Source organism: Acidobacteriota bacterium (assembly GCA_016196065.1).
In the GTDB taxonomy this organism is placed as follows: Bacteria; Acidobacteriota; Terriglobia; order Terriglobales; family Acidobacteriaceae; genus Acidiflorens.
The window spans coordinates 1,585,170-1,598,732 of record JACPYL010000010.1; the positions used below are offsets into that span (position 1 = coordinate 1,585,170).

The following is a 13,563-nucleotide window of genomic DNA, read 5'->3' on the forward strand; positions in this document are numbered from 1 at the left end:
GCAATTTTTGATTGGGTATTGGTAATCTGATGAAGGTCGTCGATCGCGTGTTAATTGGATTTGATTGCCTACACCAAACTACCAGATTCCCAACTAGATGATTCCCCTCCGCGACGACCAACCGAGCTTCTCGACGCCGCTCATCAACTATTTCCTGATCGTCTTGAATGTTCTGATATTCCTGTGGGAAGTCTCCGTCGGCGCTCACAGCGCCGGCGCCCTGAATGCATTTATCGCGGAGTTCGGTGTCGTGCCTCGGCACACCGTCGCCGTCCTCACCGGCCGTTCCTACGACGGTGCGATCACTGCCTTGCTTCCTTTCTTTACCTCCATGTTCCTGCACGGCGGCTGGAAGCATCTCGCAGGCAACATGATTTTCCTTTGGGTCTTTGGCGACAACGTCGAAGACTATCTCGGACACTTCCGATATCTGCTGTTCTACCTGATCGGTGGAGTGGTAGCAGCGCTATCGCAGATCATGGTCAACCCCAACTCCATCGTTCCGACGGTCGGCGCCAGTGGGGCGATCGCCGGGGTAATGGGGGCCTATTTCATTCTTTATCCAAAAGCGCGAGTTCTGGTGTGGTTTCCACCGATCTTTTTCTTCCATGTACCAGCATGGCTGATGCTCGGCTACTGGTTTCTGGTTCAGTTCCTGATCGGAACCGCGTCCTCGATGACAGCGACTTCGCAGACCGAGGGTGGCATCGCCTTCTGGGCACACGTTGGAGGATTCGTCGCCGGCGTTCTGGCAATCAAACTATTTTCAGAACGTCCCCAGCGCCATCGCTATGGAGCCTGGTAGCCGGTTGTGTGGCGCGGGCGCCCTCGCCCGCGTTCTATCACTCTGCAATGAAAGCAGGCAGGACCATGTGTAGTAGAAGCCTCAGAGCAGGGAAACTCAGGTAGAACACGGAAGAGGGGCTATCAGGAATTGGGCTTGAGCTAGCTTCGCGCCTGCGGAGCCGGCCCCGGCGGCAGAATCTCTGGTTCCCCGCGATGCATCTTGTGCCGCGTCACGAACCAAACCGCCGCCGTCCAGGTTGGGAACAAATCCATCCCCGGAATCAGTTCAGCCGCGAGCGAAGGCAGAAACGCCCAATGCCATCCCAGCAGACGAATCAAAACCAGACCTACAAGCACATCCAGTACGGAATCCGCAGGTGACAGGGCGCCTTCGACAAAGAAAGGCAATGCGACGATCTGGATGGCATCAGCCGTCATCGCGATAATCCAGGCGAGACGATGTTCCGATCTCTTCAACGATTTGAAAGTGTCGATCCAACTCATAAAGCGTCGCCTTAACAAATTACAGACTAGCTATCTTGCTGCCGCCATGCCTTTAATCCATTCGCTGTAGGATACGATCCCAACTTCCGGCCTCGGGTTGTTCGGTAGCATCGCAATGTATTCGAGACTATGGCCGTCAGGATCCTCGAAGTAGACCGAAGCGGCCGGCATCCACGCAAGAACGGAAAGCTCGATCGCCGGTCGACTGTAGAAATCGAGAGGAGTGACCCCCGCCTTGCGCAGGACTTCCGGGGCGGCGAGCAAGTCTTGAAGGTCCACGGCAAACGCCGTGTGCAATTTCATCGCGAGTGGAGAAGACCCTACCGCCCACAGGCCCAGCATCGTGGTTCCACGGCCCCCTACCCAGAAAAATGCCACATTGCGCTCTTCATTCCGAAGAGCCATTTCCAATCCCACCACATCGCGATAAAACGCGACGGAGCGGTCGAGATCCCTCACGGTCAAATGAGTCTCAAAGATCTGGCGAACCGGCGTGGCCGCCATTTCACACCCCATTCGTCCGCTGCCGGATCAGCGACAAGAATTCTGTCCGCGTCTCCTGTTCGTCTCGGAAGGATCCCAGCATCGACGACGTCACCGCCGACGAATGCTGCTTCTCGACGCCGCGCATCATCATGCAGAGGTGCCGCGCTTCGATCACAACGCCCACGCCTTGCGGCTCGATCGTCTTCTGGATCGTCTCCGCAATTTGTGTGGTCAGACGTTCCTGTATCTGCAAACGCCGCGAGAAAATCTCAATCAGGCGCGGAATCTTGCTCAGACCGATCACCTTGCCGTTCGGGATATAAGCGACATGCACTTTCCCAAAAAACGGCAGCAGGTGATGTTCGCAGAGGCTGAACATCTCGATGTCCTTCACGATCACCATCTCGTCATAGGTGACCGTAAACAAAGCTTCGCGCAACAATGCCTCGGGATCTTCCTTATAGCCCCGAGTGAGATGTTCATTGGCTTTCTTGACGCGCTCTGGTGTGCGTATCAATCCTTCGCGATCAGGATCTTCCCCAAGGCGGACGAGCATCTCGCGCACGAGTTCTTCATAGCTGGCACTGGTCAGTGAGGTCGGCTGGGTAGTTGATTTCATAAGATTTGAAATTTGCAATCTATTGTTCGCAATTGCCGAACCCGATTTACCGGTTCTCAATTGCCAATTACAAATTGCAAGACTACAAGTTTCCTCCGTATTCGAACGAATTCATCATCGTCTCCTCAATCCTTACCTTTTCAAGATGCGCTTTCTGGAAGCTACGGTGCACAATTCCGTAGATGGCAATGCACAAATTTTCCGTAGTGGGCACTTCTTGCACGAATTCTTGCATGAGGTTCAAATTCTGGTGGCCGTAACGCTCGATGACATGCTGGTGCACAAATGCGTCCAGGTCCACTAAATTGCAAACCATGCCTGTCTGGGCGTCGACTTGTCCGCTCACCGTGATCTCGATCACGTAGTTGTGACCGTGTCCGTGAGGGTTGTTGCATTTCCCGTAGATTGCCTGGTTCTCCTCTGCGGACATGGCTTCGCTGTGCAATCGGTGCGAAGCAGAAAACATGTACCGCCGGGTCAGATGAGCTTTCATGCTTCTCCGTAGAAATCGACAAACAAATCCGGCGTCTCGTAAACCCGCACGCGATGCAGTTGCGCGGTCTGGAGCTTCGTCACCAGACGCTGCCAGATCACGATCGCAATATTTTCCGTCGTAGGGATTCGATGCGCGAACTCCGGCACTTCCTTGTTGAGATGCCGATGATCCAGCGCGTCCAGCACTTCCCTGTTCATGATTTCCTTCAACTGCTTCAAGTCCACCACGAACCCCGATTTCGGATCGACGGCTCCCTTCACAGTCACTTCCAGCGTGTAATTATGCCCATGCCCGTTGGGGTTGTTGCACTTGCCAAAAATCCGCACGTTCTCATCCGGTGTAAATGCCGGATTGTGATAGACATGTGCCGCCGAAAATTCCGCCTTGCGTGTCAGATAGACCATCTAGGTTGCTCGTTTCCAGTTTTCAGTCTCATTTGTGCGACTTCAATAGCGCCTGATTCATCATCACTGCGGCAGCGTTGTCCGTCGCCTCTGGCTGACCAACGGATCCCGCATAGTTCCGTCCCTTCCACAGGACTTTATGGCGCGCATGTGCGTTCTTCGAACGCAGCAATAGGTACGCGAACATGGGATAGCCGAAGATCGCTCCGAGAACCTCCATGTCCCATGTAAAGTTCGCCTTTCTCAGCCGGATCATGAGAGAGAGGGGTCCGATCAGCACAATTCCATTCAGCCAGCCTATTCCGATCCACCGATGGAACACTTCATGCACGGCTCCAGTAGTGAGGCCTGCACCCAGACGGACGATCCACGGCAGGCAGAAGATCAGCCACGCGACGCTCCAGCCAAGTAATACCTTCGCCGCGAGCCATCTGGGTTTCGGAAACAACAGTGCCAGATTCTTGGTCCACCCTTCGCGAAGCTGGTGGAAATTGCGGTACATCCGCGTCCGTACCGAAGTGCCCGCATATCGAAACTGAATCTTGCGTCCCGAACTTTTTACCGCCCGGGCGAGCGCAACATCTTCGAGCAAGTCGGTTGCAACCGCCGCATGCCCGCCGACAGCGTCATACGCCTCGCGGCGCACGAGGATGTATTGTCCATTGGCGGCGACCACCGGAGACTCTGGATCACTCACCAGCGCCGGCGGGTACTGCCGCGCCAACGCCGCAAACACGACAGGCAGCGTGGCGATCTCCCAAAACGTCACCGCGATCTGCTCTGGCGAATACGACAGCAATTCCGCCCGATGCTCTTTCGCCTCGGCCAAGGCCCCCGCCAGCGATCCGGGCAGGTGCACCGTGTCTGCATCCGTAAACAGCAACCACTCTCCGCGCGCTGCTCGTGCTCCGGCAACCACCGCGTTATTCTTTCCGGTCCACCCGTTCGGCAAGGGTCCCGGAGATAGCACACGCACGCCTGCAAAGCTATTCGCGATCGCTCGAGTTCGATCCGTCGACTGGTCGTCGACCACAATGATCTCGAACGTCACTCCCGCCTGCGAAACCAGCGAATGCAGGCAATCCCCCAGGCACACTTCCTCATTCCGGGCGGGAACAATAATCGAAACCTCAGGTGTGGCGTGGATCACAGCATCCATAAGGATTTCCGCTATTATAGCGGTGTGAGACGAACTATCCTTGCCCTCGCTATTGGATTGCTGACGGCTCTAATTGGATGCTACAGCGGCAACCGGCCTCCCCGAATCGGCGAAAATGCCCCTGATTTCACCGTTCAGGACTCAGATCACAAAGTTACGCTCAGCGAGTTTCGAGGCCAGGTGGTGGTCCTGAACTTCTGGGGATCGTGGTGTGCTCCTTGCATCGAAGAGACCCCATCCCTCGTCCGGATGCAGGAGAAAATGAAGAAGAACGGCGTGACCGTCGTAGGAGTCAGTATTGACGCCGACGATGCCGCCTACCACAAGTTTCTAAAAGAATACGGCGTGAACTTCGTAGCCGTCCGTGACGAAGCGCAGAAAGCGCCCACCCTCTACGGTACCTTCCGTTGGCCCGAAACCTACGTGATTGATCGCAACGGAGTCGTCCGCCGCAAATTCATCGGCGCCGTGAACTGGAACAGCCAGGAAGTCCTCGATTACCTCAGCAGACTCTAAAGCACAAAATAGGAACTGTCATCCCGAGCGAAGCGAGGGATCTGCAGCTCTCCAGCCAGATGCAGATCCCTCGCTTCGCTCGGGATGACAGATCTGCCTGGATTCATAACCGCACGCGCCGCAACCGCAGCGAATTCGCGATAACCGACACGGAACTGAAGCTCATCGCCGCCGCCGCGAGAATCGGACTCAGCAGCAATCCAAAGAATGGATACAACACGCCCGCGGCAATCGGCACCCCGATCGAGTTGTAGATAAACGCAAAAAACAGATTCTGACGGATATTGCTCATGGTCGCCTGACTTAGCTTTCGCGCCCGCAGAATTCCTTCAAGGTCTCCTTTAAGCAGCGTGATTCCCGCACTCTCCAGTGCGACATCCGTCCCCGTTCCCATTGCGATCCCAACCTGCGCCAACGCGAGTGCGGGAGCATCGTTGATCCCATCGCCCGCCATGGCGACGACGTGTCCTTCTTTCTGGAGCACTTTCACAATTTCAGATTTCTGCGCTGGCAGCACTTCTGCCTTGAAGTCTTCGATCCCGACGGCGCGCGCAATCTCCTGCGCCGTTGTCTGGTTGTCCCCGGTCAGCATTACCAGTCGAACACCCTGCGCCTTCAACTCGCGCAATGCCGCGGCCGCATTCCGCTTTAGGGGATCAGTAACCGCGATGTGCCCGGCGTATTGTCCATCGATCGCAACATAAACCTGTGTCGCTCCTGGTCCGCCTCCGACCAGCACGCCTTCCTTTCGCCCGGCGCCGAATACGCCAATTTCGGTCATAAGCGCACGATTTCCGGCGGCGATCCGCTTGCCATCGACAATCGCCTTCACGCCCGTGCCCGCCAGATATTCGAAGCCAGAAATTTCCGAAAGACGAAGATTCTGTTTGCGAGCCATTTCTACAATCGCGGCAGCCAGCGGATGTTCACTCGCTCTTTCCACGCTCGCCGCCAACCGCAGGACTTCCGCGTCACTGTACGCCACCACTTTCGGCTTGCCTTCCGTGAGCGTCCCCGTCTTGTCAAAGACGATCGTGTCGACTTTCTCCAGCGTCTCCAGTGCCTCCGCGTTCCTGATCAAGACTCCTGCGTGCGCTCCACGTCCCGTCCCGACCATGATGGCCATCGGAGTTGCCAGTCCCAGCGCGCATGGACAAGCGATAATCAACACTGCCACCGCATTCACAATCGCGTGCGCAAAGCGCGGCTCCGGCCCGAAGACCGCCCACGCAACAAAAGTAAGAACTGCAATCGCGATCACCGCCGGAACAAACCATCCCGCCACGCGATCGGCCAGTCGCTGAATCGGCGCCCGCGTGCGCTGCGCCTGACTGACCAGCTTCACAATCTGCGCCAGCATCGTTTCGCTGCCAACGCGCTCCGCGCGCATCACCAGTGCGCCATGACCATTGACGGTGGCGCCGATCAGCCGCGAGCCAGCAGTCTTCTCAACCGGGATCGACTCGCCCGTGATCATCGACTCATCGACCGCGCTTGATCCTTCCAGAACCGCGCCATCCACCGGAACTTTCTCGCCCGGACGGACACGCAACTTCTCTCCCACCTGCACCTGGTCCAGAGGGATGTCGCGCTCCGATCCATCCCCTGCGATCACACGCGCCATCTTCGGACTTAAATCCAGCAGCGCTCGGATCGCACTTGAAGTCTGGCTGCGCGCCCGCAGTTCCATGACTTGTCCCAGCAACACCAGCGTGACTATCGCCGCCGCGGCTTCAAAATAGACATCGGGACGGTCAGCCATCGTGCGAAAGGAAGCAGGAAAAATTCCAGGGAAAATCGTGGCGACCAAGCTGAATACATAAGCGACGCCCGTCCCCATCGCGATCAACGTGAACATGTTCGTGCTGCGGTTGACGATGGACGCCCAGCCCCGCTGAAAGAAGGGCCAACCGCACCACAGAACGACCGGAGTAGCGAGAATCAGTTCCAGCCAAGGCAGAACTGAAGGCCACGGCGAGGCCATGAACGAGTGCGGGGACAACATGCTGCCCATTGCGATCACGAGCAACGGCGCCGTCAACCCGACTCCGATCCAGAAACGCCGTGTCATGTCGCGCAGTTCGGGATTTTCCTCCTCAGCAGCTGTCACCGTGCGCGGCTCCAGAGCCATCCCGCAGATCGGACAGTTCCCCGGCCCCGACCGAACGATCTCCGCATGCATCGGGCACGTCCACTCTGTCCGCGTGGTAGGCACCGCTAGGGATTCCGGTTCCAAAGCCATCCCACATTTCGGACAAGGTCCCGGCCCAACTTGTCGAATCCCTTCGCACATCGGACACACGTAAATCCGCGCATCCCCTTTTCCCGCAGTCGCAGCGGGTTTCGCTGGAGCCGCCGCAATTCCCTGCACCATCCCCAGTGAGACCATTCCCGATCCCATGGGCTTTGGCGGCGCGGAAAGAATCTGCTGTGGATTCGCAGAAAACTTGGAGAGGCACCCTGCGCAGCAAAAAAAATAGCTCTTCCCCTCATACTCGGTGCGAAACTTCGCCGTTGCTGGATCGACCTTCATCCCGCAGACGGGGTCCACGAGTCCCGAGCTGCCCGGTTTTTCCGCGTGAGTGTGTTCCATTGTCCCCGTTCGCCAGATGCTCCTTGGCGGAATCGAACCTTTATTAGATACTCAAAGGGTAACCTGCGAAGCTTTGATTTGGGGAGAGAAGAGATGACGTACCTTGAAGTCGCGTTTCACTACCAGTCCCAGCCCGGCGAAAAGGAATTACGCGCGCTCGACAGTGTCCGCGAAGTCTACGGTATCCAGCGCACCACGTTCGACGAGAAGGAACACACGGTGCGCGTCCTCTTCGATGCCTCGCGCCTCAGCGAAGAAGCAGTCGCACGCCTCCTGCGCCAAGCCGGCCTGGAACTCACCGAGAAGCTGACCCCAGCCTGAACTAGCAGAAATCCTTAGAGGTTCAAATCGGAACCGATGGTTGAAGGGCCGAAAAGCTAAGTGCTAAGTGCGAAAGGCCCAGAGCCGTTTGTCCCACACTCCGCCCCGCATCCTTCAGTCTTGTACAACGGGATGATCGGGGGAAGGCTGTGGGGAAACGAGGCAGAGTGTGCGTCAACGAGTCGGTTATGCAAGGGGCACCCGGATCTACCTCTGGCCGAAGTTTATTCCGAGTACCCCGTTGCGCGCCACTTCGTCTGTTCTTCCATGGAGCATCTGACGTGCCATTGCTAAACCCTTGCCAGTACTGGGTTGTGGCCCGCCCCGACGGGTAGGTTTTGCGCTTGGCGGGAAACTTTTACCCGTGTGTAGATTTTTCGGACGCGTCACGTTGCAGCGCCCGCCACTTTCTTGGACGTCTGTACGCACCGCTCGTTCAGCCCAGATTCCGAACGCAAATTACTCACTAGTGCCGATCAGCTGAACGGCGTCCACTTCATTCCAACCGGGAATCACATTGGTCGCCAGTGTCACCTTGACGCGGTCCGTCTTGAACGTAGTCTTGGGGAACTTCACCATAAGGTAGTTCAGTTCCGTCGTCGGATCATTGCCCTGCCAGACACTGTGCCCCACGCCTTGTTCATCAAATACTTCAATTTTGATCACAGCTCCCGATCCGCACGATTCGCGAACGCGAACCTCGGTGGCATGCACCGGCTTCGGATATTTCAGGTCCAACCACTCAATGCCCTCGTTTTCAGTTTTCGGCGCCCACGCATTCCCATTGTCTCCGTAACTTTCGACATTGGGAGTTCCAGTCACCTGATTGGCAGAATAGGAAGCCGCACCCTGCGCATCGCCATATGTTGAAGAAGCGGTTGCCTGGATCGCCCACTGTCCGTTGGCATCATGCTTGATTTCATCCTGTTTCAACGCCCAGTCGGCCGCAGCCATCTTCGACGTGGTCTCGGCAGACGATCCGTTGACAGCCCCGCTGCTCGCGGCAGGGGCGGGCGCAGCGCTTGCAGCCGGTGCGGCTGGAGACGCCGCATTGTTGGAATTGGTGGCCGCTGGCTTCGCGGGTTCTTCGGAGTTCTTTTTGCAGCCCGTAACCGCGACCAGAGCAAGAGCGCACAACACTACTACGAGATGATTTTTCATGTTTACCACTCCAAATTCGAAAATGAAATTTTGTAAAACCTGTTCCCTTCAGGCGAAGAATTCACCCATCGTTTCGTCACCACGGTCAGTACATGATCGTCTTCGTCAGATGATGAGGCCACCATGTCGTATGGTAGTGAGTCCAGAGGCGCGCATCAATCTGCGGAATGATAATCTGCAGATCCTTGGGGCGAATCTTGTTGATCTCTTCGCACAGCATCGCGGTCGCGTAGATGCAGTGAGCGCGAATCTCCACTTCCCACCGGCTATCCCTCGGGACCATCTGATGCGTATTGATCGCGTGTTCCAGATCCGCGGAATAACTTGTGATGCCCATCAAGCGCAACGGAACCGGAACGATATAGTCCGCGAACGCGGTCATCTTGTCGAGATCTTCCAGCTGAAACTTTCCTGTCTTGCGAAGGCTCGAATACAAGAGCCACAGTCCGAGTTGTGCGAGTTTATACAGCTTGATGGCGTGGCCGTCGTAGTCGCTCACATCATTGAACCGCGTAAACTCCTTGACCAGTCGATCCACCAGTCCATTTCCGTTGTCATAGAGCCGGGGCGAGCAGGACTTCACGAAATTGTGAAAGCGTCCATCATAGTTCTCGGCCAAAACCGCTCCCGCCTGGTGAAACACTTCCATCTTCTCGTTCAGCATCGGTATTTCGATGTTGCCCGCAAATATCTTGTCCATTTCCGGCCGCGTGACCTGAGCCAGAAACTTGCCATCGAGCACCGGGATCCCGTTGTCCAACGCCCGCTTCATGCAGGCAAAGAGGGCATCCGAATCCGACCAGTTCCGTCCCGCATAGTCGACCTGGAACTTTACGTGGGTAGAGAAATCGGTGAAGGCCGTGTCCACGACGTCCGACGTCAGAACAAAATCGATCGCATCTTCGATCTTGCCTTCTCCCATGCCCAGCGGGATGGCGTAGTCGGGCATCGGGAGTTCTTCATAGGCCATCCATCCCGCAACTTCCCGCAGTCTCTCGATATGGGTATGAACGTCGCGCGAGTGCTCAATCACCGGATGCAGGCTGTCGAGCACGGGACTACCCACCAGTTTGGGCCAAGGCATCGGAGAGGACATCGAATCTGCCATTAAGGTTCCCTTTCCAGCCACCGCCATAACTCCCAGACTTCCAATTCCCTGCACGAACTGCCTCCGTCCAGAGTTCATGGAAAAAATATTCTCCTCGTCAGGTTCTGCAAAACTGAACCTGCGATGCTACACCACGCCCGCGGGGAAAGTTTAGCGGATATTTCTTGGACTTTGTCCCGGTAACCGCTTGAATCCCTGACCCATAGCACGTGATGCACATCACCGCCCCTGGTTACATGCCCACGGGACAATATTTGAGGATTGCAAAGGTGCCTGCATGTTCAAGATCGTTCATGCTCAATTCATCGCCCCCGGAATCAAGCGCTTCATCATCGAGGCGCCCCGGATCGCTCGCAAGCAGCGTCCAGGCCAGTTCGTCATCATCCGAATTTGTGAGAGCGGAGAACGCATCCCCCTCACCATCGAACGCTCCGACCCGCAAAACGGCACGGTCAACATCGTCGTGCAGTCCATGGGCAAGACGACCCATCTGCTGAACTCGCTCGAAACCGGCGACAGTCTTCTCGATATCGTGGGACCGCTCGGCAAACCATCGGAGATCGCACACTTCGGCACTGTCGTCGCGATTGGTGGAGGAGTCGGCACGGCCATGGCATATCCGACCGCCGCCGCGATGAAGCAAGCCGGTAATCATGTGATCTCCATCATTGGCGGCCGCAGCAAGGACCTCGTCATCCTGGAGCGCGAGATGCGCGAAGTGAGTGACAGCGTCTTTGTCACCACCGATGACGGCAGCTACGCGGACAAAGGGCTGGTCACCGACAAACTGCGGCACTTGATCGACAGCGGCACGCGTATCGACCTGGTGCTTGCCGTCGGCCCGATCCCCATGATGAGAGCCGTCGCGGAAGTGACCCGCAAAGAGAATATCCGCACGGTCGTGAGCCTGAACCCGATCATGATCGACGGCACCGGTATGTGTGGAGGTTGCCGGGTGCTGGTGGACGGCAAGAGCGAATTTGCCTGCGTGGACGGTCCCGAGTTCGAAGCCAGTCGCGTGGATTTCGATGTCCTCGTGCAGAGGAATTCCATGTATCGCGATGCCGAGAAACGCTCAATGGAAAATTACCGGCAGGAACTGGCCGCGAAAAAAACCGCAGCAACCTCTGAACCGGCGGTCCCGTGCGCGCTGGAGGCAAAGTAATGGCCACAACTCCAACCAAGTTTAAGAATCCGATTCCCAACCGCGACCGCATGAAGATGCCTCGCCAGCACATGCCGGAGCGTCCAGCCCTCGAGCGCGCCCAGCAGTTCACCGAAGTCAATCTCGGATACTCTGCCGAACTCGCGCGGCAGGAGGCTCTGCGCTGCATCGAATGCGCCAAGCCGAGCTGTACCGATACCTGTCCGGTCGGCGTGAAAGTGAAAGAATTCGTTCAGAAAATTGTGGACGGCGACTTCCTGGGCGCTGCTGCCAAGATCCGAGAAGACAACGTGCTTCCCGCCATCACGGGACGCGTCTGCCCACAGGAAGATCACTGCGAAGGAGGCTGCCTGCTCAACAAGAAAGGCGAGTCTCTGGGCATCGGCTACCTGGAACGCTTCGTCGCCGACTACGAGCAACAACACTTCGATCTCAAGACTCTGGTGAAGGCCGCGCCCACCGGCAAGAAGGTTGCAATCGTTGGCAGCGGACCTTCCGGGCTCACCGCCGCCGGAGACCTCGTCCAAAGGGGCCACCACGTACACGTTTTCGAGGCACTCCACGAAGTCGGTGGCGTGCTCGTTTATGGCATCCCGGAATTTCGTTTACCCAAGAAGATCATCCGCGAGCAAGTCGACTACATGCGCGCCATGGGCGTGGAGTTTGAAACCGACGTCGTCGTCGGCCGCACCGTGACCATCGATGAACTCGTCGAAGAAGAGGGCTACGACGCCGTTTTCATCGGGACCGGCGCCGGACTTCCGCAGTTCATGGGAATCCCTGGAGAGCATTTGAACGGCGTCTATTCCGCCAACGAATTCTTAACGCGTATCAACCTCATGCACGCCTACGAATTCCCTCGCTATGATGAGCCGATCGTAGATTTCCGTGGCAAAGATGTGGCCGTGATTGGCGGAGGAAATACGGCGCTCGATGCAATTCGGTCCGCCCTACGCCAGGGAGCGCGCAAAGCCTACGTCCTTTATCGTCGCAGTGAAGCCGAGATGCCCGCCCGTCTCGAAGAAGTCAAACATGCAAAACAGGAAGGCATCGACTTCAACGTACTGACCGCCCCCATCGAATTCCTCTCCGACGGCAAAGGCTGGCTGGTCGGAGCACGTTGCCAGAAGATGGAACTCGGCGAACCCGACGCCTCCGGCCGGCGCCGTCCCGTCCCAATTCAAAAGTCCGAATTCGACCTGCCCCTCTCGGTAGCTGTCATTGCCATCGGAACTAGCGCCAATCCAATCGTGCAAAGCACCACGCCCGGCCTGAATACAAATAAGAAGGGTTACATCGAAGCTGACTTGACCTCGCAAAAAACTTCGCGAAAGGGAGTCTTCGCCGGCGGTGACATTGTCACCGGAAGTGCCACCGTGATCCTGGCGATGGGGGCTGGTCGAAGAGCAGCGAAGGCAATCCACGAATATCTAGTGAATGGGCAATGGTAAGTGGTGAGGTGAGACCGTTCAAATAGCGCTGACTCCTGTGCAAACAAGATCAGAATTCTTGCAACAGCTGTAGTCAACTACCAGCAACTTCTGGAGTCAATGCGTGTAATCGGGGTATTTCGACGGCTTTGGGTTCTCAGTTTGCATGCGAACGGATCGTTCGCGCTCTTCGAGAGCGGCAAACATTTCTTCCGCGATCGTCGCAATCTTTTCGGGGTCGGTTTCCTTTGAAGCTGCTAAGGCAAGTTCGTCCCAAGTCTTCTTACGTTGCCTCGGAGCATCGCTGAGCATAGTACCTCCTGAAAAGTGTCGCGAGTCTGGTTTCCGAAGACTACACTTCCCCAACCTTGACCAGGAATGGCCCGTAAGAGTTAAGGTAGTAGCACAGGCGTGCCTGAGGGCCCTGCCTCGGCAGGGTGTTAGCGAAAAATAATCAATGACAACTCAAATTGCCCTAAGGATTTCGGCAAGGCGAGACATCCTGTGACAATATCGCGGATGCCACCTCGCAGTGAGGATTCCATGAAGGTTCGTGCGATTTTGTGGACGCCGACGATGGCATATACGGGATTCCTGCTAACCGGCCAGGGCCTGCGCACGTTCAATGCGCTCTCCATGACGGAAGGATTTCTCGGAGCTTTGACAGGATTCTTTCTTGCGCTGATGTTCACTCTTCGGGAACGGCGGCGACAGAGACCGCTCTTTCTTGCACACTCCATTGCACAATTTCTGCCGCAATGGGGAGGCTATTCCGACGATCGCCATTCCCAGAAGAACGTAAAGGATTAGACCGG

The 13,563-nt window shown here is 56.6% G+C and carries 16 protein-coding genes; 6 read left to right on the forward strand and 10 right to left on the reverse strand.

What is annotated here, in order from left to right:
• The first annotated feature begins 97 nt into the window (after nt 1-97).
• Complete coding sequence (locus tag HY010_09900; GenBank protein ID MBI3476035.1) at nt 98-805, forward strand: rhomboid family intramembrane serine protease; 708 nt, start codon at nt 98-100, stop codon at nt 803-805.
• A gap of 140 nt (nt 806-945) precedes the next feature.
• On the opposite strand, the gene HY010_09905 is transcribed toward HY010_09900, so the two are convergent.
• From HY010_09905 to HY010_09930, 6 genes are all read right to left on the reverse strand, one after another.
• On the reverse strand, nt 946-1,290 hold the full coding sequence (locus HY010_09905) for a hypothetical protein (GenBank protein ID MBI3476036.1): 345 nt from the start codon (nt 1,288-1,290) through the stop codon (nt 946-948).
• A 30-nt stretch (nt 1,291-1,320) separates the two neighbouring features.
• Entirely contained in the window at nt 1,321-1,806 is a 486-nt protein-coding gene (locus tag HY010_09910; GenBank protein ID MBI3476037.1) for a VOC family protein, read from the reverse strand.
• Nucleotides 1,796-2,395 carry a GTP cyclohydrolase I FolE gene (folE, locus tag HY010_09915; GenBank protein MBI3476038.1) on the reverse strand — a complete coding sequence of 200 codons (600 nt, stop codon included), beginning with the start codon at nt 2,393-2,395 and terminating at the stop codon, nt 1,796-1,798. The genes HY010_09910 and folE overlap by 11 nt, the downstream gene beginning before the upstream one ends.
• An 82-nt stretch (nt 2,396-2,477) precedes the next feature.
• Complete coding sequence (locus HY010_09920; GenBank protein ID MBI3476039.1) at nt 2,478-2,888, reverse strand: 6-carboxytetrahydropterin synthase; 411 nt, start codon at nt 2,886-2,888, stop codon at nt 2,478-2,480.
• Complete coding sequence (locus HY010_09925; protein MBI3476040.1) at nt 2,885-3,295, reverse strand: 6-carboxytetrahydropterin synthase; 411 nt, start codon at nt 3,293-3,295, stop codon at nt 2,885-2,887. Before HY010_09925 ends, HY010_09920 begins: the two co-directional genes overlap by 4 nt.
• Before the next feature lie 28 nt (nt 3,296-3,323).
• Nucleotides 3,324-4,454 carry a glycosyltransferase gene (locus HY010_09930; GenBank protein ID MBI3476041.1) on the reverse strand — a complete coding sequence of 377 codons (1,131 nt, stop codon included), beginning with the start codon at nt 4,452-4,454 and terminating at the stop codon, nt 3,324-3,326.
• Here HY010_09930 and HY010_09935 point away from each other — a divergent pair.
• On the forward strand, nt 4,368-4,970 hold the full coding sequence (locus HY010_09935) for a TlpA family protein disulfide reductase (protein MBI3476042.1): 603 nt from the start codon (nt 4,368-4,370) through the stop codon (nt 4,968-4,970). The genes HY010_09930 and HY010_09935 overlap by 87 nt on opposite strands.
• Before the next feature lie 103 nt (nt 4,971-5,073).
• On the opposite strand, the gene cadA is transcribed toward HY010_09935, so the two are convergent.
• A complete protein-coding gene (gene cadA, locus HY010_09940) occupies nt 5,074-7,563 on the reverse strand; it encodes a cadmium-translocating P-type ATPase (GenBank protein ID MBI3476043.1) in 2,490 nt (829 codons plus the stop codon).
• A gap of 93 nt (nt 7,564-7,656) precedes the next feature.
• Here cadA and HY010_09945 point away from each other — a divergent pair, with 93 nt between their 5' ends.
• Complete coding sequence (locus HY010_09945; protein ID MBI3476044.1) at nt 7,657-7,884, forward strand: hypothetical protein; 228 nt, start codon at nt 7,657-7,659, stop codon at nt 7,882-7,884.
• Between the two features lie 459 nt (nt 7,885-8,343).
• Here HY010_09945 and HY010_09950 read toward each other — a convergent pair whose 3' ends face one another.
• Complete coding sequence (locus tag HY010_09950) at nt 8,344-9,045, reverse strand: hypothetical protein (GenBank protein MBI3476045.1); 702 nt, start codon at nt 9,043-9,045, stop codon at nt 8,344-8,346.
• Nucleotides 9,046-9,130: 85 nt separating this feature from the next.
• Complete coding sequence (locus tag HY010_09955; protein ID MBI3476046.1) at nt 9,131-10,231, reverse strand: hypothetical protein; 1,101 nt, start codon at nt 10,229-10,231, stop codon at nt 9,131-9,133.
• Between the two features lie 199 nt (nt 10,232-10,430).
• Here HY010_09955 and HY010_09960 point away from each other — a divergent pair, with 199 nt between their 5' ends.
• Together HY010_09960 and gltA are read left to right on the forward strand one after the other, a co-directional pair.
• Nucleotides 10,431-11,318, forward strand: coding sequence for a sulfide/dihydroorotate dehydrogenase-like FAD/NAD-binding protein (locus tag HY010_09960; protein ID MBI3476047.1), 888 nt, complete (start codon nt 10,431-10,433; stop codon nt 11,316-11,318).
• Nucleotides 11,319-11,368: 50 nt separating this feature from the next.
• Nucleotides 11,369-12,769, forward strand: a complete 1,401-nt coding sequence (gene gltA, locus HY010_09965) for an NADPH-dependent glutamate synthase (GenBank protein MBI3476048.1) — start codon at nt 11,369-11,371, stop codon at nt 12,767-12,769.
• A gap of 96 nt (nt 12,770-12,865) precedes the next feature.
• Here the strand turns inward: gltA and HY010_09970 are convergent, their stop codons facing one another.
• Nucleotides 12,866-13,060, reverse strand: coding sequence for a hypothetical protein (locus HY010_09970; GenBank protein MBI3476049.1), 195 nt, complete (start codon nt 13,058-13,060; stop codon nt 12,866-12,868).
• A gap of 231 nt (nt 13,061-13,291) precedes the next feature.
• Here HY010_09970 and HY010_09975 point away from each other — a divergent pair, with 231 nt between their 5' ends.
• Nucleotides 13,292-13,558 carry a hypothetical protein gene (locus HY010_09975; protein ID MBI3476050.1) on the forward strand — a complete coding sequence of 89 codons (267 nt, stop codon included), beginning with the start codon at nt 13,292-13,294 and terminating at the stop codon, nt 13,556-13,558.
• Nucleotides 13,559-13,563 lie beyond the last annotated feature (5 nt).